Raw genomic sequence first — 19,822 nt, forward strand, 5'->3', positions numbered from 1 at the left:
TTTCGGCGGGCCAAAGGCCCGCCGAAACTCGTGAAAAAAGGATTATTGTGTATAATAAGCCGGAAATTCTCTCAAAATAGAATATAAATCCCGCCATTCAAAATATCTCGGACTTACACTGCTTACATTTTCAAATCCTTTGTCCCTAAATAATTTTTTGGTTCGTGTCACATGAAAGTATTGCGAAACAACGATAAGACTTTTAAAGCCATACTTTTTTTGAATTTCTAAAGTATTATCAATGGTAAGTCTTGTATTATCTCCTTTGTTATCAACGATAATGACTGAATCTGGAATGTTTTTACTGATGAGGTATTCTTTCATTTTCGAACCTTCATAATATCCTTCTTTTCCCAAACCGCCGCTCACAATTATTTTTTTGATGCGATGATTTTTATAGAGTTCTGCTCCGGTTTCGAGACGTTTTTCAAGTCTTTCAGATAAGGTTCCGTCTTCATTCACTTTATTTCCCAAGATTACTGCAGCATCCGCTTTGGCTCCATTTTCAGATAAACCATCAGAAATAATATATACAGAGTGAATTATAAACCATGTGAAAATGGTAATGCAAATAATTTTTAAAGCTTTAAGGAAACTTTTCATCCAATTAATCCTGAATTTTATTGTCTTTCAATTTCTGAATATCACTTTTTACCCAATCTAATTGTACATCTTTTTTATCAATAATATCCTGCATATTTTGGTCAATTTCTACATTTGGAACAACACCTTTTTGCGTATTTTGAAAATTAATATTAGGCTGAACCAAGAGTAATCCGATAGGCAAATCTATTTTGGAATTGGGAAGTTTTTGATAAGAATAAAATCCTGCAACCGTTCCGTCGTTTGCGCCGCCTGTTTCTTCGCCTACTAAAGTTACACGCTTGTCGAATTTTAATTTAGATGAAATAATCGATGATGCCGAAAAACTTCCGCCATTAATCAAAACATAAACTTTTCCTTTGAAAGCATTATCTTTTGGTTTTGTTGATTTATTTTCCTTCATTTTATAATAGGCAATTCCGTCTTTTCCTTTGTAAACATTTAGTGCTTGATAAAGAAAATATCCTGGATAAGCCAGACTTTTATAAGTGTATTCCAAAGGATTTGATTTTCTGAAATAATTGGTTTTCAAAGGAGTTACTCTCGAAACTAGTTGTGAAGGTTTTATCAAAACAAAAGGTTCGGGAGCCAAATAAGAATACAGCTGATTGATTTCGTAAAGCGAACCACCATAATTTTCACGAATGTCGATAATTAAGTAAGAAGATTCTGCATTTTTGATTTTTGCAAAAGATTCTTTGTAAAATTTATCTGAAAAAGTTCTGGAGAAGCTTTTTATTTTCATGTAAGCAATCGTACTGTCTTTGTCTAAGAATTTAAAATTTCTGTTGTAGGAGCTGGTTGAAGCTACATAATCATTCAGCTTTTTCTCGGGAGTTCGTTTTTTTTCTGCTTTGTCTTTTTCGATTTCTGTTTTATTTTTTGACTCTCTTTTTAGGGTTAAGATTTTCCTTTCGTTATTGTAAAGTGTTTCAATTTTAGCGCTGTCCATAATTCCTTTTTCGGCAACAAAGAAATTGAAGAAAACATCTTTTAAATAATATGGATAAAATGTTGTGTTGTAACCATCGCTGCTGATTAATTCACGGTATTTTTTAAGGTAATCTGAAACCGGAACATCATTAATACTTAAAAGCTCGGTTCCAGGTTTAATATTCTGAATTGAATCTTTATTTTCAATAAAATACAAGTGGTTGTCTTCTACATGATATTCAAATCTTCCGAAAAGCCCTTTTTTATTTTTTAAAGCTTTAATTTCTTTTTTAGAAAACCTTTTAGCTGGAATTCTCAACGACAAGTGTCCCTCACGTATTTTTGCAATGACTGGCTGTAATTTAAAATAAAATTGAGTGGAAGTTAGAGGTTTGTTGATGGTTGTTTTTAAACTGTCAAATTTAAAATCAAGTTCGTTTTTTGAAATATACCAATTCAGATTTGGGTGCATTTCCTGAAGTTTTCGGTAAGCGAAATCTACATCTTCACGAAGTTTTTCAGGCGGAATTAAACTTAATCTTTGTTCGTTATATTTTTTCACAGAAGTACAGGAAAAAACAGAGAGAACAAATAATAGGGTTAAAAAATATTTCAAGGTTTAGATTTTTTGATAAACGAATTTAAAAACTTTTAAATATAATTTAGATAATATTTTTTTTAACCGCAAAAGAATCAAAAGATTTTGCCAAGCTGGAGTTATTCAAAACTTTTCAAAACTAATATTATTGTAAGTTTTCGATATTTTGTAAACTTTTGAATTTCTATTTTTAAGATTATTCTTTTGCCTCTTTTGCGGTAAATAAAAAATAAAAAAAGTAAAATTCATTTTCGTGCGTCAATGATGAAAGAGTATTTAACTTAGAGAAAGTTTTTTACATTTGAATCTCAAATTTTTACAATGATCTATTTTATTATATTGGTTGCAGTAATTGCAATTGTAGCGTATTTTGTGCTTTCACAGGAAGTTTTTGGGGCAGAACCGAAAGGAGAACGTCTCGAAAGAATGCTGAATTCTAAGAATTATAAAGATAAGCAGTTCCAAAACCAGAGTTTTACGCCATCATTTGCGGAAGGTTATAGTATGACGAAGGTGATGTACGATTTTTTCTTTTCTAAAAAAGATCCGTTGTTAAAACCTTTGCAGGCAATTCCAAATGTTCAGACCGATTTGAAAAATCTTCCCGAAAATGAAGATGTTTTTATCTGGATGGGGCATTCATCGTACTACATACAGATTGATGGAGTTTCTTTTCTTATCGATCCAGTTTTAAGTACTTTTGGTTCGCCTTTTAAGTTTTTTAATAAAGCTTTTGAAGGTTCAGATTTATTCAAACCTCAAGATATTCCAAATATTGATTACTTGGTGATTACACACGACCATTATGATCATTTAGATTTTCCGACCGTAAAAGCAATCCGTGAAAAAGTTGGAAAAGTCATTATGCCTTTAGGAGTTGGAGCGCATTTCGAAAAGTGGGGTTATTCTCCTGAACAGTTTATTGAAGAAGATTGGGAAGCATCGGTAGAGCTGAAAAATAATTTTAAAATAACCTTCACTCCGGCAAGACATTTCTCCGGCAGAAAATTTCATAGAAATAATACACTTTGGACTTCTTACGTTCTTGAAACCCCAACAAAAAAACTTTTTTTAGCCGGTGATAGTGGTTATGACACACATTTTAAGATGATTGGCGAAAAATATGGTCCGTTTGACTATGCCATTATGGAAAATGGACAGTACAACCCAGCATGGAAGTATATTCACGCTTTGCCAGAAGATGTTATTCAGGCGAGTATTGATATTCAGGCGAAGAATATTATTCCGGTGCATTCCGGGAAATTTGCTTTGGCTTTGCATCCTTGGAATGAGCCATTACAGAAAGTAACAACTCTTGGGAAAGAGAAAAATTTACATATTCTCACTCCAAAAATCGGTGAGGTTCTAGATTTGAATAAAAATGATGTTCAGTTTTCTACATGGTGGCAGGATTAATTTATTCATGCCAGATTCCTTTGTAACGTTTTGGATGGTTTTCTAACTGCTGTCTTACAAAATCGCATTCCGGATCGATCATCAGGTCTTTTTCTTCGGCATAGCTTACCAATTTGTCTAAAAGAAGTTTGGCGTAGCCACGTCCTTCCAAGTCTTCATCAATTTTGGTATAGTACACGTTCATCAATCTTCCGTCAACAGAAATTGACATGTAACCAACCTTTTTGCCGTCAATTAATAACTGTATCTCATCTTGGTAAGGTGTAATTTCAAACTTTATATTTTCCATAATTTCTGATGTTTATTGGTGAAACTCTTCCTTAAAATTACAAATTAAATTTTTATGAGAAGACTGTTTTCTAATTCTTATCGTAATTTATATTTATTTAAAATTAAAAAAAGTATAAAATATTTTCCTCTTAAGTATTCAATAATCTTAAATGAATAGCTTTAAATTTTGTGAATTATTTTAAGAAATGAATATTTAATAATTGTTTTAACAAAATTTTTGAACATTATTTTTGATTTGGCATTTTTATTGAGACTATTGATTTAGATCTATTAAATCAATTACAATGAAAAAAATATTCATATCAGCATTTCTCATCGGAACTTTTAGTTTGGGATATGCGCAGTCAGATTATTACAACGATTACAGAAGAAGCGTAACGGATGTAAACTGGCAGACTGTAGTTGCAGACTTACTGCTTTCTACAACGCAAGCTAATGAAATAAATTCTCTAAACAGAAGGTATGATAATTATGATGGCTGGAACAGAGTGTATGCAAACAATCCTGACAGATGGTCAACAGACCGATATTCTGAATTGGAAAGAATTATGGGCAGAGACAAATATGCGAAATTTAAAACTAAATATTATAAAGGCAAAAATCCGGTAGCGGTCTACAACAGTAATAAAAACAATGATAAAAGATACAAACACATGGATAAAAAAGCGAAAATGCATAAAGGGAAACCCCATAAAAACAAATAAAATCAAAACAAATATTATTCAAAAATGAAATGGCTGTTCGTAATGAGCAGTCATTTTTTTATTTAAATCCTTGTTGAATTGTTTGAATTTTATAACTTTGAATAATGGATGCACCAGAAACAATCAGTGAATTTTACAAAAGAAATGCAGGCAATCTTGGATTTGCCTGCTCAAAGACACCGGGTATCGGGCATTTTAATGTTTTTACACGTGAGCATTGTTCGCAAATAACACCATACACCCGAAGAGATTATTATAAAATTTCTCTGATGATAGGGAAAGGAAAGCTTCATTATGCGGATAAATGGATGTATCTCGACCGACCTGCGTTGTTGTTTTCAAATCCCGCTGTTCCGTATTCGTGGGAGGCAGAGGATGAAAAGCAAACGGGATGGTTTTGTCTTTTTTCAGATCAGTTTCTGCAGAATGGAAACCGATTGGGAAACATTCAGGATTCTCAGCTTTTTAAAGTTGGGGGAAGTCCTGTTTTCTTTTTAGATGAGTTGCAGCAAAATACGGTTTCTGATATTTTTCAAAAAATGATGGTAGAAATAAAATCCGATTACATTCATAAATATGATATGCTGCGAGCTTATCTTCATCTTTTGATCCATGAAACGATGAAAATAAATCCTGCCGAAAATTTTGAACACTATCAAAATGCTTCGCAGAGAGTTGCCTCATTATTTATGGAATTATTAGAAAGGCAGTTCCCGATAGACAGTCCTGATGCATTTCTGAAATTGAAAACTCCTACCGATTACGCCGACAGTCTTTCGATTCATGTGAATTCTCTCAACCGTGCTGTGAAAGAAATTACCGGGAAAACGACCAGTCAGCAGATTGCTTCAAGAATTATCCAGGAGGCTAATGCGCTGTTACAACATACAGATTGGAATATTTCTGAAATTGCCTATGGATTGGGTTTTGAAGAGCCTGCCTATTTTACCAATTATTTTAAAAAGCAGACCGGATTTGCCCCAAACAGATTGCGAAATAGTCTTGTTTGATTTTTATAATTCTTTGTTTGAATTGTATATTTAAACATACCCATCTCTGTGATAACTTTGTGGCCATCATTTTTAACTTAATTGATTGAATTAGATCATGAATACGCTCAAAGAAAAAAATAAGTTTATTGCGACGATATTGGCTTTCGCAGTCATTCCGATGTCGGGGTTGGCGACGGATATTTATTTGCCGTCAATGCCGAGTATGGCAACCGAACTGCATCAACCCGAAAGTAATATCCAGCTTACTTTATCGATATTTTTAATCAGTTATGGTCTTACTCAGTTTTTTGCGGGAAGTATTGTAGATTCTTTTGGCAGATACAGGGTTTCTATGGCATCGCTGGCTTTGTTTGTTGTTTCATTTTTAATTACAGCAACAACGCAGAATATTTTTATCATTTATGCGATGCGGGTTCTGCAGGGAATTTTATCAGGGTTTGCAGTAGTTTCCAAACGGGCATTTTTTGTAGATGTTTATGAAGGCGAACAGCGAAAACATTATCTAAGCATTATGACAATAGTCTGGTCTGTAGGTCCTATTATTGCGCCTTTTATTGGTGGATATTTACAGCATAATTTCGGATGGCAGTCTAATTTTTACGTTTTGGCAGGATACAGTTTGTTGTTGTTGATTCTCGAATTTATTTTTTCAGGGGAAACTTTGAAAGTGAGAAATCCTTTTCATCTTGATTTTCTGATCAAAGAATACAATTCAATGTTTAAAGCCAAAGATTTCTTCTACGGAATGGTGATGTGCGGACTGAGTTACTCTATGATTATGTTCTTTAATCTCTGTGGTTCGTTTATTATTGAACATAAAATGGGTTATTCTGAAGTAGTTGCTGGCTATGTTTCTTTAATTCTAGGTTTTGCGTGGATGACGGGAGGTTTTTTAGGAAAAGCACTAATCAAAAAAGCATTTTTACCCAAAATTAGATTTGCCAACTTTATTCAGATTATTTTAATCATTCTGATGTTTGTGGCGTCTTATTTCACAAGCAATATCTACAGTTTGGTGGCTTTTGCCTTTGCCGTTCATGTGACAGCCGGATTTATCTTTAATAATTATTTCTCGTACTGTATCGGAAGATTTCCAAATTCTGCCGGAATTGCAGGTGGTTTGACGGGTGGAGTAGCTTTCATCATTACCTCTGCTTTAAGTTACGGCATCGTAGAGTTGATCAAACCCGAAGTTCAGCTGCAGGTCGCAGAAGGTTATTTCGTCTTGGGAGTGTTAGGTTTATTTGTTTTAAGTATAATTAAAATAAGAAAAGCACACATTTAGTTATGAATAGAAGAGAACTTTTAAAAAACGGTTTGTTGGCAGGAACTTTAAGTCTCGTTCCTTTTTCAAAAACTTTTGCAGCTGAAAAAGAGAATCTTTTACCTCTTGAAGATGATCTTTCAGGATTTAAAAAAATAACCTTAGGTGAATTAGATCTATTTGTTTTGACCGATGGATTTATTCACGAAAAAAATCTGGAATCTTTTGCACCCAGAGGAAATGTCTCGGAACTCAAAGCTATTCTGAAAGATCATTTTCGTTCTGAAGATTATGTAGATATGGCGATGAATATTTTATTGGTTAAAACAAAAGACAGATTGATTTTGTTGGATGCCGGAATGGGGATTTTCGCTGATGCAATAACAGGATTTTTATTAAAAAGTCTTCAGAAAGCAGGATTTTCACCCAAAGATATTACCGATGTATTTATTTCTCATGCTCATCCGGATCATATCGGTGGAGTAGTAGATAAACAGAACAAACTCGTTTTTCCTAACGCCAATATTTTTATTTCAAAAGTTGAACATGATTTTTGGATGCAGGCAACTATTAAAGATTTTAGCAGCAGTGCGTTGAAAACTCAGCCGGACTTTCTCAATCAGGTAATACCATCGATTCAGAATGTATTGAAAATAATTCAGCCGAAGCTTAAATTCTATGATTTGAACGCAACTTTGTATGACCATTTTAAATTTCAATTAGCACCGGGGCACACACCGGGATTAACGGTGATGACCATTTCTTCAGGGAACGAAAAACTACTGTACATCGCAGATTTGATTCATTCAGACATTATTCTTTTTCCTCATCCGGATTGGGGATATTTTGGAGATACAGATCTTGATATTGCCACAGAATCCCGCAAAAAATTACTGCAACAGTTGGTAGAAACTAAAACCAAAGCTTTTGCCTATCATTTGCCGTGGCCCGGATTAGGTTTTACTAAAAAGAAGGCCAAAGGATTCGAATGGTTTCCGGAAAGTTTTATGAATTAAAATAAATTATTTCTACTCATAATTTTCAAAAATAAATCCTCTCATTGCTGGGAGGATTTATTTTTGACATAAGGGAAATTTAAAAATTGATATTTAAAACTCAATACGGTTGCCTTTTTAACTTATGCTTCTTCGAAAAAAAGATTTTGCGTGTACAATTTTCTAAACATAAAATAAGTGACTGAAAGTACCGTAAATGCTACAATCGCATCAATCGTTGACGGGAAACCAAGCACTGCGACTTTAGAAAAGAATGCAAAAATAATATCAAAGAACATTCCTGCGAAAACCCATTCTTTCAATCTTAAAAGTCTATTGGGGATCAACAAAACAGTGATTCCGGATAATTTAAAAACTCCGAGAATGTAAATGAAGTGCGGTGGATAACCCAATTGTTGAGTGATATCCCAAACTACAGGATTTTTAGTCAGTTCAAAAAAGCCACTCGTCCCGAACCATAATGACATGAAGATTACACCTGACCAATAAATGATTTTTGTTGTTTTCATTTTTTTAATTTTTAAAGTGTTGAAATTTTATTTTGAAGATTAAAAGTTAGTTTTAGAAGAACCCAAAATTTCTCCTGTTTTTGTATTCTGAATCATTCCGATTATTTTCCAATCATTTATATTAAAATTTTCAGGAATTTTGAAACTTGTCGTTCCTTCTGTCGAAGTTTTTAAAGAAATCTGATTTTGCTGGTGAACAATCTGCCAGTGCACAAGATGACGACCCTCATTTTCTCCTCGCTGAATAGCATTCGACGCTTTTTTTTCGATCAAAGTGATCAGAAGTTTGTACTGGGAATTATTTTGCGCTGTTTTATAGTTTACAGTAATATCTTTCTGTGAAACTGTTGCAGATAAATCAATTTTTGGATTGACAGAAGTTAATAAAGCTGTTTGTATTGCCTGTTCAACCACATCTTTGTCAGAACCTACAAACTCCTTTTTACCATTCACAACCAGTTGAGGAGTATAAACCTGATAATGCAAAGTCTGGCTGTATTGCTGTTGACGTTTTGAATTTTCGGCATTGCTGAATTTGTCTTTCCAGCCTAAATTATTCCAGTAATCGACGTGATAGGCGAGGATGTAAACCGGCTGATCTTTATATTGTTTTTCAATTTCACCCATCAACTGATCTGCGGGTGGACAGCTCGAACAACCCTCGGAAGTGAATAGTTCCAAGACTGCAAACCCGTCATTTTTTGCAGGAATAATTTGACCGGACGGTTCTTCTTTAGTCTCATAAACAAAAGCGGATACGGTAAACATCAGTGCTACAAAAATTACCGTTCCTAAAAGATTTTTTAGTATCATTTCTTTTAATTTTATTCAAAAGTAGATACCTTACAGAGGCAAAAGAATACAAAAAAGGTTCAACCGGACAAATTGAAAGGTGAACCTGTATTTTATAAAAGTGGAAATTTTTTATAAAAAACTTGGAAATGGAATTTTGAGGTTAACGGTCTTCCAGCCAGGTAAAGAAACTGTGAGATTTTTCTTTATTAATCAAGAGTTGTTCGGGTGTTTCGATGGTTAATTTAACCAGAATTTTTCGCTGAAAATAATGCTCCATCTCTTTGATAGCGCTGAAATTCACAATGTATTGCCGATTGACTCTGAAAAACTGTTTCTGAGAAACTTGTTCCGCAATTTGTCCTAATGTTTGGGTAAGCTGAAATTGTTGCTTGTCAAAAGTCATCAAATGCGTGATTTCGTTATGAATGAAAAAGTAAGCAATGTTTTCAGTTGAAATCGTGGTGTATTTCTGGTTTTTAAAAACTAAAAAACTGCTTTTCGAAGGAATTTGTGGCTGAGTAATTTTTTGCAGAAGAGCCTCCAGCTCGGGCAATTCATTTTTTTGAAAGAATTTTTTCAATTCATCTACTTTTCTCAACGCTTCAGCAATGTCTTCACGTGAAAAAGGTTTCAGTACATAATCGACTCCTTTGCTTTTAAAAGCATCCAGCATATATTGGTCGAAAGCGGTACAAAAAATTACCGGGCAAGTGATTTCCACCTGTTTGAAAATTTCGAATGAAACTCCGTCTGCCAAATGAATATCCATGAAAATAAGATCAGGCTTCGGATTATTTGAAAGTGCTTCGATGCTTGTTTCAATGCTGTCGTAAACTCCTTTGATCTTGGATTCAGGTTTTAATTCTGCAATTATGTTTTGAAGGGACTTGGCAGCTCTAAATTCGTCTTCAATGATGATGATATTCATGGATGAAAGGTAGTTTTATTTGAAAAATTTTTTCGTCTGATTTAATTTGGATTTCCTTTTCCAAAAGATGTTTGTAGCGTGATTTTACATTATCAAGTCCGATTCCTAAAGAATCTTCAACGGTTATTTTTTTCTGAATGGGATTTTCGATAACGATATTGTTTTCAGAAGTATAGATTCTGATGTGTAGGGGTTTACTTTGCGAAACGACATTATGCTTAATACAGTTTTCAACTAATAACTGTATCGTAAAAGGCGGAATTAATGTTTTTAAAGCCTCATTATTCAATTCGTTTGTAAGCGTAATTCCTTCACCAAAACGGGCTTTTTGTAAGAAAATGTATGAATCGATGATTTTCATTTCTTCCTGTACGGTAATCAAATCTAATTTTCTGCTCTCTAATGTAAAACGATAAAAGTCAGAAAGTTTCATAACGAAATCAACGGTTTCTGAATCATTCGTTTCAGCCATTGATTTCAAAGTATTTAAACTGTTAAATAAAAAATGCGGATTGATCTGCTGCTTTAATAATTCAAATTGAGCACCCAGATTATCACTTTTTACTTTTTCTAACTCCAATTGAATCTGTTGCCCTGCGTAATTATTCTGCAACAAAGTCAAAAACATATAACAGACAAGATTAATTAAAATCCCTCTAACCTCGACCATCAGCATGGTTGTTCCGAAATTGATGTGCGACAAAATCAATTGTTGAATCCAAGCCAGCACAAACATGACAATCATCCCGAATACCAACACGATCATTAGTCTGGTGTAAGAAATATTTTGTCTTCTTTTGCCGGAGCTACGGTTCAGCATGTAAATGTTGAGATACCACATGATTACAGAGAAAGCTGCAGTTATTGCCGAATTTACCACCGCCTCCTGCCAATTGAAAGCATGCGAAGCGAGTTGCGGTACCGAAGATAAAAGTCCCAAAAAAATGGAACTCACCCAGATGACGGCTTGTGAAATTTTTATTTTTTGCTGCTGCATGAGAACCGTAGATTTTAAAAATGTTAAGGTAATATTTTTCAAGGATAATTTTATGAATTGTCAATCGTGAATTCGCTTTGCCTGTGAATTTTTTGCACTTTTATAAATTGACAATTGACTTGTGAAGCAAAATTTACCGTTCCCTCAAAAAATCCAGAGTCGATCTCTCAACTCTAGATTATGTTAATTGTTAAGGTTGGAATTAAACATTAAAAATTCACAAGCAAGTAAATTGACTAATCACCATTGACTTCACTACGGTCTCACAACGGGTTTGTAGCTCATGATATATTTTATTCTTTCTTCTTTATTAAATTGATTATTTTCTTTTTCAGATGAATTTTGAATTTGATAAAAAATATTTCCGTCTTTGTCGGTTTTAAGAGTTTCAACACTTAGTAATTCTCCTGTAATCGTTCCTCCGATGTATTGCGGATTTTCGTGATATTTCCAGGTTACTAATTTTAATTCAGTATCAGGTTTTGGTTGTTGAGTTTCACTTTGTAATGATTGTAAAGCTTCCTGATTTCCGTACAAAGCAGATGAGGTTTCTTTTGTTGTGTTTAATGAAGTTGAAATAAATTTTAAATTTCCGGGATCAAAAACAACACGATGTAAATCTTTATCCGGTTCGTCAATTTTACAGGCAGTGAATAAAGCACAAATTGATACGATGATGAGTAATATTTTTTTCATTATTTCTGAAGGTTTTTAATTAATCTTTCTGTATTTACTTTCATTGGTACATCAAATAGATATCCTGTTTTTTCGGCTAACTGACGGTGACAGGCAATACATGATTCTTTGGCAAACGATGCAGTTTTCCCTGTTGGATGAAGGTCTTTTCCTGAAAATTTTGCAAATCCCCAACCTTCTGTATCTGTATATTTTTTCGAATCTTTTACCATGAATTGTGCATTCACAAATTCTCCCGCTCTGACTTCTCCATCAGCTAATTTTTCCTGTTTCCAAACAGCTTTTACCACGATGCTTCCGTTTGGCCAGGGATGAAAATCTTCTGTTTCAATGGCTTTTACTGCAATATCATTCCCGTAAATGACACGGATTGAATTATCGAAAAGTGTACTCATGCTGATAACTTTCCAGTTTTTATAATCGTCTGTGTATTTAACACCGTTTGGAGAGACCAGAAATTTTGAAGGTGTTGTATTTTCTGAAATTTCGATGTTTTGATGACTGTTTTTTATTTCTTTTGCTGCAGGAGCAACATTGGATAATGAAAGTGTATATTTTTTAATGACATCAATATCTTTTTGTATGATTTTTGCTGATGGATGAAGAATTGTATATTCGTGAAGTGGCATTTTTCCGCTCTGCATCATATTCAAAATGGCATACATCTTTCCCTTGTGTTCGCCTTCCGAATAGTTCCATTCCGAAAAATTTAAAACTTCTCTGGCTCTTTCAATATCTTTATTTACTGCCCAAGAAACGGGTGCAACTTTATCATACCAACTCAAATTCTGTTGATTAGAATGACAATTAAAACATGAATTTTCGAGAATTGTGAGAACTTCGCGAGGTGCTTCGATCTTTTTTGCAACAGGTTTTCCCTCTAATGGCTTATTGACAAACTGTAAAACGACAAAGATTCCTAAAACCGCCAAAAACACAATGGCTATTGGTTTTGCGGTTCTTTTTTTCTTTATTGAGTCCATAATGATTTTATTTTTATGTCTCAAAAGTAGTTTGTTGAAGGATGTTTTGGAATCTGAAATTAGGTGAACCGGACAAATGAATAGGTGAAAATGGAAATTTTGAGGGTTAAAAGGAAGGAAGTTTGAAGCTGGATGTTGGAAGTTTAACGATGTGTAAAATCTTCCTTCTTCCAGCTTCCTTTCTTCCTACTTACAACACCATTCCGCCGTCAATTAGAATTTCGGTTCCTGTCATAAAACTTGCAATAGTATTGTCTGATAAATAGATGACCGCCTTGGCAACGTCTTCTGCTGTTCCCATTTTTCTCAAAGGAATTAAATCGATCAGCCATTCATTAATACCTTCCAGCGTTTTTTCATCCAGTCCGGCCTTGGTCATAATTTCTGTTTTTGTAGGTCCTGGACTTACCATATTTACTCTTATCTTTCTTGGCGCTAATTCTGCAGCTGCTGTTTTTGCAATAGAGTTTAAAGCAGCCTTACTTGCCTGATAAACAGAGCTGTTTGGTTTGTAAGTTGTTGCAACATTCGAAGATAAAAAGACAACGGATGCGCCATCATTTAACAGAGGAATAAATTTACTTAATGTGAAATATGCTCCTCTAAAATTAATATTCATTACTTGATCAAAGTTTTCAGGATTCATGTTTTCAATTGATCCTAAAGCCCCTGTAATTCCGGCATTGATAAATAGGATGTCAACTTTTCCGTATTGATTTTCAGCTTCTGTCTTTAAAGATTCAATATCTTCTAATTTTCCCTCATCGGCTACAAATGGAATTGCTCCCAATTCCTCTGCCGCTTTTTCAATCGCTTCTTTTCTTCTTCCTGTGATGATTACTTTTGCACCTTCTGCAATTAATTCTTTTGCGGTTGCATATCCGATTCCACTGTTTCCACCAGTTACGATGGCTAGTTTGTTGTTAAACTTTTTCATTGCTTTTAAATTTTTGACAAAGTTATTTCAAATTGATATACTTTTGTAACCAGTATCACAGAGTATATCAATATCATCAGTTATATCAATTAACTTTGCAGATATGGAAAGAGATCAAACCGAAGAGTTGAGAGCATTGCAGGACACCCTTTATTTTATTGGTGGAAAGTGGAGAATTCCTATTATTAATGCCATTTGCAATGGCAACAAACGTTTCCGTGAGATTGAAAGAAGTATCCCCGGAATCACCACAAGAATGCTTTCAAAAGAGTTGAAAGATATGGAAATGAACAAACTGGTAAAACGAAATGTTTACCCCGATACACCTGTTTTAATTGAATATGTTCCAACAGAATATTGCCGAACTTTCGGGAAGATTATTGGAGAAATGATTAATTGGGGTAGGGAGCATAGGAGAGTGATTGTGGAGGATAGTTTTAAACACTAATGACACAAATTTCCTTCACTAATTCCACAATTTATAATAATGTTTCACCTTCAATAGAAACGGGCTTTAGCCCGTTTTAGCTTTAAATATAATTCCATTGGCTTTAGCCTAAACTTAGAATATTTCGCTAATAATACGTTTAGATTCCTCTGGAATGACAAACTTTATGATTATATTATCGTGTTATGAGATTTGTGAAAAATATTCGTGATATTTGTGTTTAAAAAACAAAAAAAGCCCCTTAAAAAAGGAGCTTTCATTTATAGTATATTCGAAAATTAAATTCCGTCAATAATTTCATTTAAAACTGTGCTTGGTCTCATTGCTTCATACGTTTTGTATGTATCAGTTTTGAAGTAACCGTCAATGTTTTGAGGCTTACCTTGAGCACCAATTAATTCAGCATTAATTACTTCTTCGTTTTCCTGCATTGCTTCTGCAACCGGAGCAAATTGTGCAGCCAATTCAGCATCAGTAGTTTGATTAGCCAAAGCTTCAGCCCAATACATTGCTAAATAGAAGTGAGAACCTCTGTTATCAATTTGTCCAACTTTTCTAGCAGGAGATTTATCTGTCGCTAAGAATTTAGCATTTGCTTCATCCAATGAATCAGCTAAAACCTGAGCTTTCGTATTTCCTTGGGTTTGTGCTAAATGTTCTAAAGAAGCCTGTAAAGCCAAGAATTCACCTAGAGAATCCCATCTTAAATAACCTTCTTCTAAGAATTGTTCAACATGTTTTGGCGCAGAACCTCCGGCACCTGTTTCGAACAAACCACCACCATTCATTAATGGAACGATAGAAAGCATTTTTGCAGAAGTTCCAAGTTCAAGAATTGGGAAAAGGTCAGTCAAATAATCTCTCAATACGTTTCCTGAAACAGAAATCGTATCTTTTCCTTCTCTTGCTCTTTGTAAAGTTTCCGTCATTGCGTCTTTTACATCAAGAATTTTAATGTCAAGTCCGTCTGTATCGTGATCAGCTAAATATTTTTCAACTTTTTTAATCATTTCTCTGTCGTGCGCTCTTCCTTTATCTAACCAGAAAATGGCAGGAGTATCAGACAATCTTGCTCTGTTTACTGCTAATTTTACCCAGTCCTGAATTGGAGCATCTTTCGTCTGACACATTCTGAAAATATCTCCGGTTTCAACTTTTTGAGAAAGAAGAACAGTTCCAGCTTCGTCCTGAACTTCAACTGTTCCTTCAGCTGTAGCCTGGAAAGTTTTGTCGTGAGATCCGTATTCTTCAGCTTTTTGAGCCATCAAACCAACGTTCGGAACAGAACCCATTGTTGTAGGATCTAATTTTCCGTGAGCTTTCATATCGTCAATTACAGACTGATAAAAACCTGCGTAAGAACGATCCGGAATGATACAAACTGTATCTTCTTCGTTTCCTTCTTTGTTCCACATTTTTCCTCCACCTCTTACCAAAGCAGCCATAGAAGCATCAACGATAATATCTGAAGGTACGTGGAAGTTGGTAATTCCTTTATCAGAATTTACCATTGCCACTCTTGGTCCGTTTGCCAAAGCAGTTTCAATATCAGCTTTGATGTCAGCTTCCTGAGCATTTCCTTTGATTTTATCGAAAAGATCAGCAAGACCGTTGTTTGGATTAACGTCTAAAGAATCGAAAGTCTCAGCATATTTTGTGAAAACATCTTTGAAGAAAGTTTCAACAATAGCTCCAAATACGATTGGATCAGAAATTTTCATCATTGTCGCCTTCAAGTGAGCAGAAAGAAGTACGTTTCTGTTTTTAGCTTCTTCGATCGCCTCCTGTACGAAAGATTTTAAAGAATTTAAATTCATTACAGAAGAATCGATTACTTCTCCAGCTTGTAGACCTGCGAAATCTTTTAATAAAGTTTCAGCACCGTCATTTCCTTTGAAAACGATTTTATATTTTGTAGCATTCTCAAGAGTAGTAGAAGTTTCAGTTCCGTAGAAATCTCCGCTGTTCATGTGAGCGACATCAGTTTTGCTGTCAGAAGCCCAGTCACCCATTCTGTGAGGGTTTGCTTTTGCGTAGTTTTTAACGGCTTTCGGGGCACGTCTGTCAGAATTTCCTTCTCTTAATACAGGATTTACAGCACTTCCTAAAACTTTAGCATATTTAGCTTTAATCGCTTTCTCCTCATCATTTTTCGGTTCTGCAGGATAATTTGGAACTGCAAATCCTTTAGCCTGTAATTCAGCAATGGCAGCATCTAATTGAGGAGCTGAAGCTGAAATATTTGGTAATTTGATAATGTTTGCATCCGGTTGAGTTGCTAATTCTCCTAATTGAGCCAAAGCATCAACGATTTTCTGATCATCATTCAAAAACTCAGGGAAGTTTGCTAAAATTCTTCCTGCTAAAGAAATATCCGGAACAGCGATTTCAATGTTTGCTGGTTTTGTAAACGCTTTTACAATGGGTAAAAACGAGTGCGTAGCCAACATTGGAGCTTCATCAGTAAGTGTGTAATAGATTTTTGATTTTTCTGACATTATGATGTTAGTTTATTGTTTTAATTTTAAGATTCACAAATTTAGTTAAATTTTAAATTTTTACACTTTAATAATCAATGAGATTTTGTGTTTTAAGAATTATTTAACCTTTATTTCAAACAAAATCGGCTGAATTTTGAATAAATTTGATAAACTTTTTTAAAAAATAAATTATGTCTACAATTACATTCAAAGGAAACCCGATAAATACAATAGGAAGCCTTCCTGAAATTGGAAAAGATGCTCAGGAATTTACAATGGTATCTTCAGATTTATCTGAAAAAAATCTTGCAGATTACACTGGGAAAAGAGTAGTATTAAATATTTTCCCGAGCATTGATACAGGAATTTGTGCTGCTTCAGCAAGAAAATTCAACGAAGAAGCTTCTACACTTGATAATACAGTTGTGATTAATGTTTCAAGAGATTTACCATTTGCTTTGTCAAGATTTTGTGCAGCTGAAGGTTTAAATAATGTGGAAACTTTATCAGATTTCAGAGGAAACTTCGGTGAAGATTATGGAGTTACGCTTTCAGATTCTCCATTAAAAGGACTTTTAAGCAGAGCTGTTGTTGTTTTGGATGAAAAAGCTAAAGTAATCTACACAGAGCAAGTTCCGGAAATCGGACAAGAGCCTAATTATGAAGCTGCTATTGCTTCTTTGAAGTAAATAAATTTATTTCTCATCAATTTGAATCATTCTGTTGTTTAACGGAATGATTTTTTTATTTTTGTGCATGAACGTAATAGCTACTCATTGAAAAATAAATTTACCTCTTTTGCAATAATCTGTTTTTTCTTTTTAGGAAATACAGTTTTTGAAGCGCAAGAATCTGTAGGGATTTTAGAACTCAAAAAGAAATTATCTTTAACAAAAAGCGACAGAGAAAAGGCTAAAATTTATGTTGATCTCGGAAATTTATACATAGATAACAAGATTGTTGATAGTGCAATAACGTATTCTAAATTAGGCTTACCTTTTTATGAAAGATTAAACGATACTGAACAAATAGGTAGAACTAACCTTTTTATCGGTGGTTTGTTTCTGGAAAAAATGGATTTTGTAAATAGTGAAAGATATTTACTGGAAGGCGAAAAGTATCTCAATAAAACTGAAAATTACGACAAAAGAGCGTGGGCTTACTTTTTACTTGCTACGATAAATTCTGTTAATAAGAAAAATAAAGCTGCTAATGATTATTGTAACCAAATCTTAAATCTGTATAATCAAAAGAAAATTAAAGATAAAAAAGTAGTTTTGGCGGCTTATCAAAGATTGTTTCAAAATAACTTTTTACAAGATAATGTTGTGGACAGCTACAAATCTCTGAATACGTATATTGAGTTTACAAGAGGTAATTTTCCGGATAACTTATATGACGCGTATTTTTTCGCAGGGACTTTCTATCTTTCAAATAAAGATTATAAAAAATCATTAGATTATTATCAGAGAGCACTTGAAACTGGAAAGAAAAATAAAAACGAACAACAGGTTGCGACTTCTAAAATGTTGATAGGTAATATTTACTCTGAAACAAAGCAATATGAACAAGCAAAGTCGTTATTAAATGATGCTAAAAATTATTTTGAAAACCATCAATTAAATGATAGTTCAAAGCTTGTTTATTACTATTTTTCGGATATAAATTATAAACAGAAAGATTATACAAATGCTCTGTTCTACATTAATAAAGCTTTAAAATTAACTAAAGAAAATGATCCAATGTATCATTACTTTACGCACCAAAAAGGACTGATTGATTTAAAAACTTTAATTGATGACGATGCAGATTTTAATCAAGACGTAACAAAAACACAGGAGCTTCAAAAACTTACAAATAAACAGTCTGAAAATTTAGAGTATTTTTTGAATTTGAAAACAGTGGTATCTGCTGAAGTTTTTATTCAAAATTACGAGATTCTTCAAGAAGCCTATGAAAAGCTAGGCGATTATAAAAAGTCTTTATTTTATCTGAAAAAGGCAAAAGATAAAAAGGAAGAAACGTATGGTGTTGATAACATGAGAAATCTTTCAGAGATACAATCAAAAACTGAAATAGCCCACGAAAGAGCCAGAATAAAACTCGAAGAAGAAACCAAACGAATCCAACTTCAAAAAGAAATAGAATTAAAAGCACTCCGTTTTGAGTATGAAAAAAAACAGGCAGCTGCAAAAACAGAAGAAGAAAGAAAAAGATTGGCGCTTGAGGAAGATTTAAAAAGAAAGGAAATTCAGATTAAATTTGATGAAGAGCAAAAAGCTGTTGCATTAAAGTACGATCAGGAAAAAAGTATTGCCAAAATAAATCAGGAGAAAAAAGATGCAATTGCTAAAGCAGAATTAGAAAGTTCACAAAATCAAAAAAATATTTGGGCGGTTGGAGCTGGATTATCACTTCTTTTATTGGGCTTTGCTGGATTTTCATATAACCAAAAACGAAGGGATAATAAAAAAATCGCTGAAGAAAAAAAGAAATCTGATGATTTATTGCTCAATATTCTTCCTTTTGAAGTTGCTGAAGAATTAAAAGAAAAAGGAAAAACAAACGCAAAACATTTCGACCAGGTTTCAGTTTTATTTACAGATTTTGTCAACTTTACAGCAAATTCAGAAAGGATAGGTGTTCAGGAGGTTTTGAATGAACTTAATATTTGCTTTACAGAATTCGACAGAATCATGGAGAAATATAATTTAGAAAAAATAAAAACCATTGGTGATGCTTATTTGGCAGTAAGTGGACTACCGGTTTCCAACGAGCAACACGCAAAAAATGCGGTCAATGCAAGTTTGGAAATCCTCTCATATATTCAACAGAGAAAAAAAGATAATCCCAATGCTTTGGATATCAGAATAGGAATCCATTCAGGACCAGTAATTGCAGGAATTGTCGGTGTGAAAAAATTCGCCTACGATATTTGGGGAGACACGGTAAATACTGCTGCAAGAATGGAGCAGAACAGTACTTTGGGAAAACTAAATGTTTCTGAAGCAACCTATAATTTAATCAAAGATGATTTTACTTTTGAATATCGAGGTAAAATTGAAACCAAAGGCAAAGGTGCATTGGAAATGTATTTTGTAAATTATTAAAACCTAAGATTTTGAGGAAAAATATACTTTTTGCTTTCATGGTATTTCAGAACTTTTCTTTTGCAGAGAATTCTTTGAAAACCCATAAAAATGATGTGCTT

At 33.7% G+C, this 19,822-nt stretch carries 19 protein-coding genes; 8 read left to right on the top strand and 11 right to left on the bottom strand.

Annotated features, from left to right (window positions below):
* Positions 1-42 precede the first annotated feature (42 nt).
* Complete coding sequence (locus OF897_RS04455; protein ID WP_267264493.1) at positions 43-603, bottom strand: YdcF family protein; 561 nt, start codon at positions 601-603, stop codon at positions 43-45.
* 4 nt (positions 604-607) lie between these two features.
* Positions 608-2,152 carry a S41 family peptidase gene (locus tag OF897_RS04460; RefSeq protein WP_267264494.1) on the bottom strand — a complete coding sequence of 515 codons (1,545 nt, stop codon included), beginning with the start codon at positions 2,150-2,152 and terminating at the stop codon, positions 608-610.
* A gap of 303 nt (positions 2,153-2,455) precedes the next feature.
* Here OF897_RS04460 and OF897_RS04465 point away from each other — a divergent pair, with 303 nt between their 5' ends.
* A complete protein-coding gene (locus tag OF897_RS04465; protein WP_267264495.1) occupies positions 2,456-3,550 on the top strand; it encodes an MBL fold metallo-hydrolase in 1,095 nt (364 codons plus the stop codon).
* 1 nt (position 3,551) lies between these two features.
* Here the strand turns inward: OF897_RS04465 and OF897_RS04470 are convergent, their stop codons facing one another.
* Entirely contained in the window at positions 3,552-3,839 is a 288-nt protein-coding gene (locus OF897_RS04470; protein ID WP_267264496.1) for a GNAT family N-acetyltransferase, read from the bottom strand.
* 286 nt (positions 3,840-4,125) lie between these two features.
* Here OF897_RS04470 and OF897_RS04475 point away from each other — a divergent pair, with 286 nt between their 5' ends.
* The 4 genes from OF897_RS04475 (at position 4,126) to OF897_RS04490 (ending at position 7,838) form a co-directional block, all read left to right on the top strand.
* A complete protein-coding gene (locus OF897_RS04475; RefSeq protein WP_267264497.1) occupies positions 4,126-4,545 on the top strand; it encodes a hypothetical protein in 420 nt (139 codons plus the stop codon).
* Between the two features lie 104 nt (positions 4,546-4,649).
* Positions 4,650-5,555: a helix-turn-helix domain-containing protein gene (locus OF897_RS04480; protein WP_267264498.1), complete on the top strand. Its 906-nt coding sequence runs from the start codon at positions 4,650-4,652 to the stop codon at positions 5,553-5,555.
* 97 nt (positions 5,556-5,652) lie between these two features.
* Positions 5,653-6,843, top strand: coding sequence for an MFS transporter (locus tag OF897_RS04485; protein WP_267264499.1), 1,191 nt, complete (start codon positions 5,653-5,655; stop codon positions 6,841-6,843).
* A gap of 2 nt (positions 6,844-6,845) precedes the next feature.
* A complete protein-coding gene (locus tag OF897_RS04490; protein ID WP_267264500.1) occupies positions 6,846-7,838 on the top strand; it encodes an MBL fold metallo-hydrolase in 993 nt (330 codons plus the stop codon).
* Positions 7,839-7,960: 122 nt separating this feature from the next.
* Here the strand turns inward: OF897_RS04490 and OF897_RS04495 are convergent, their stop codons facing one another.
* The 7 genes from OF897_RS04495 to OF897_RS04525 all read right to left on the bottom strand — a co-directional run bounded on the left by OF897_RS04495 (position 7,961) and on the right by OF897_RS04525 (position 13,683).
* Positions 7,961-8,347, bottom strand: a complete 387-nt coding sequence (locus tag OF897_RS04495; protein WP_267264501.1) for a DoxX family protein — start codon at positions 8,345-8,347, stop codon at positions 7,961-7,963.
* 39 nt (positions 8,348-8,386) lie between these two features.
* Entirely contained in the window at positions 8,387-9,160 is a 774-nt protein-coding gene (locus tag OF897_RS04500; RefSeq protein WP_267264502.1) for a DUF1223 domain-containing protein, read from the bottom strand.
* A gap of 142 nt (positions 9,161-9,302) precedes the next feature.
* Entirely contained in the window at positions 9,303-10,070 is a 768-nt protein-coding gene (locus OF897_RS04505) for a LytR/AlgR family response regulator transcription factor (RefSeq protein ID WP_267264503.1), read from the bottom strand.
* Positions 10,051-11,067 (bottom strand): sensor histidine kinase, encoded by a 1,017-nt coding sequence (locus OF897_RS04510; protein WP_267264504.1) that lies wholly within the window; start codon positions 11,065-11,067, stop codon positions 10,051-10,053. The genes OF897_RS04505 and OF897_RS04510 overlap by 20 nt, the downstream gene beginning before the upstream one ends.
* A gap of 255 nt (positions 11,068-11,322) precedes the next feature.
* Positions 11,323-11,763: a hypothetical protein gene (locus OF897_RS04515; RefSeq protein WP_267264505.1), complete on the bottom strand. Its 441-nt coding sequence runs from the start codon at positions 11,761-11,763 to the stop codon at positions 11,323-11,325.
* Positions 11,763-12,746 carry a heme-binding domain-containing protein gene (locus tag OF897_RS04520; RefSeq protein WP_267264506.1) on the bottom strand — a complete coding sequence of 328 codons (984 nt, stop codon included), beginning with the start codon at positions 12,744-12,746 and terminating at the stop codon, positions 11,763-11,765. The genes OF897_RS04515 and OF897_RS04520 overlap by 1 nt, the downstream gene beginning before the upstream one ends.
* Before the next feature lie 190 nt (positions 12,747-12,936).
* Positions 12,937-13,683 carry an SDR family oxidoreductase gene (locus OF897_RS04525; RefSeq protein WP_267264507.1) on the bottom strand — a complete coding sequence of 249 codons (747 nt, stop codon included), beginning with the start codon at positions 13,681-13,683 and terminating at the stop codon, positions 12,937-12,939.
* 103 nt (positions 13,684-13,786) lie between these two features.
* Between OF897_RS04525 and OF897_RS04530 the strand changes: the two genes are divergently transcribed.
* Positions 13,787-14,131: a winged helix-turn-helix transcriptional regulator gene (locus OF897_RS04530; protein ID WP_267264508.1), complete on the top strand. Its 345-nt coding sequence runs from the start codon at positions 13,787-13,789 to the stop codon at positions 14,129-14,131.
* 278 nt (positions 14,132-14,409) lie between these two features.
* Here the strand turns inward: OF897_RS04530 and OF897_RS04535 are convergent, their stop codons facing one another.
* Positions 14,410-16,629, bottom strand: coding sequence for an NADP-dependent isocitrate dehydrogenase (locus tag OF897_RS04535; RefSeq protein ID WP_267264509.1), 2,220 nt, complete (start codon positions 16,627-16,629; stop codon positions 14,410-14,412).
* Positions 16,630-16,802: 173 nt separating this feature from the next.
* Here OF897_RS04535 and tpx point away from each other — a divergent pair, with 173 nt between their 5' ends.
* Together tpx and OF897_RS04545 are read left to right on the top strand one after the other, a co-directional pair.
* A complete protein-coding gene (gene tpx, locus OF897_RS04540) occupies positions 16,803-17,300 on the top strand; it encodes a thiol peroxidase (protein ID WP_267264510.1) in 498 nt (165 codons plus the stop codon).
* An 87-nt stretch (positions 17,301-17,387) separates the two neighbouring features.
* Positions 17,388-19,721: an adenylate/guanylate cyclase domain-containing protein gene (locus tag OF897_RS04545; protein ID WP_267264511.1), complete on the top strand. Its 2,334-nt coding sequence runs from the start codon at positions 17,388-17,390 to the stop codon at positions 19,719-19,721.
* The last annotated feature ends 101 nt before the right edge of the window (positions 19,722-19,822 follow it).

The sequence above is a fragment of the Chryseobacterium formosum genome, from assembly GCF_026460885.1.
In the GTDB taxonomy this organism is placed as follows: Bacteria; Bacteroidota; Bacteroidia; order Flavobacteriales; family Weeksellaceae; genus Chryseobacterium; species Chryseobacterium formosus.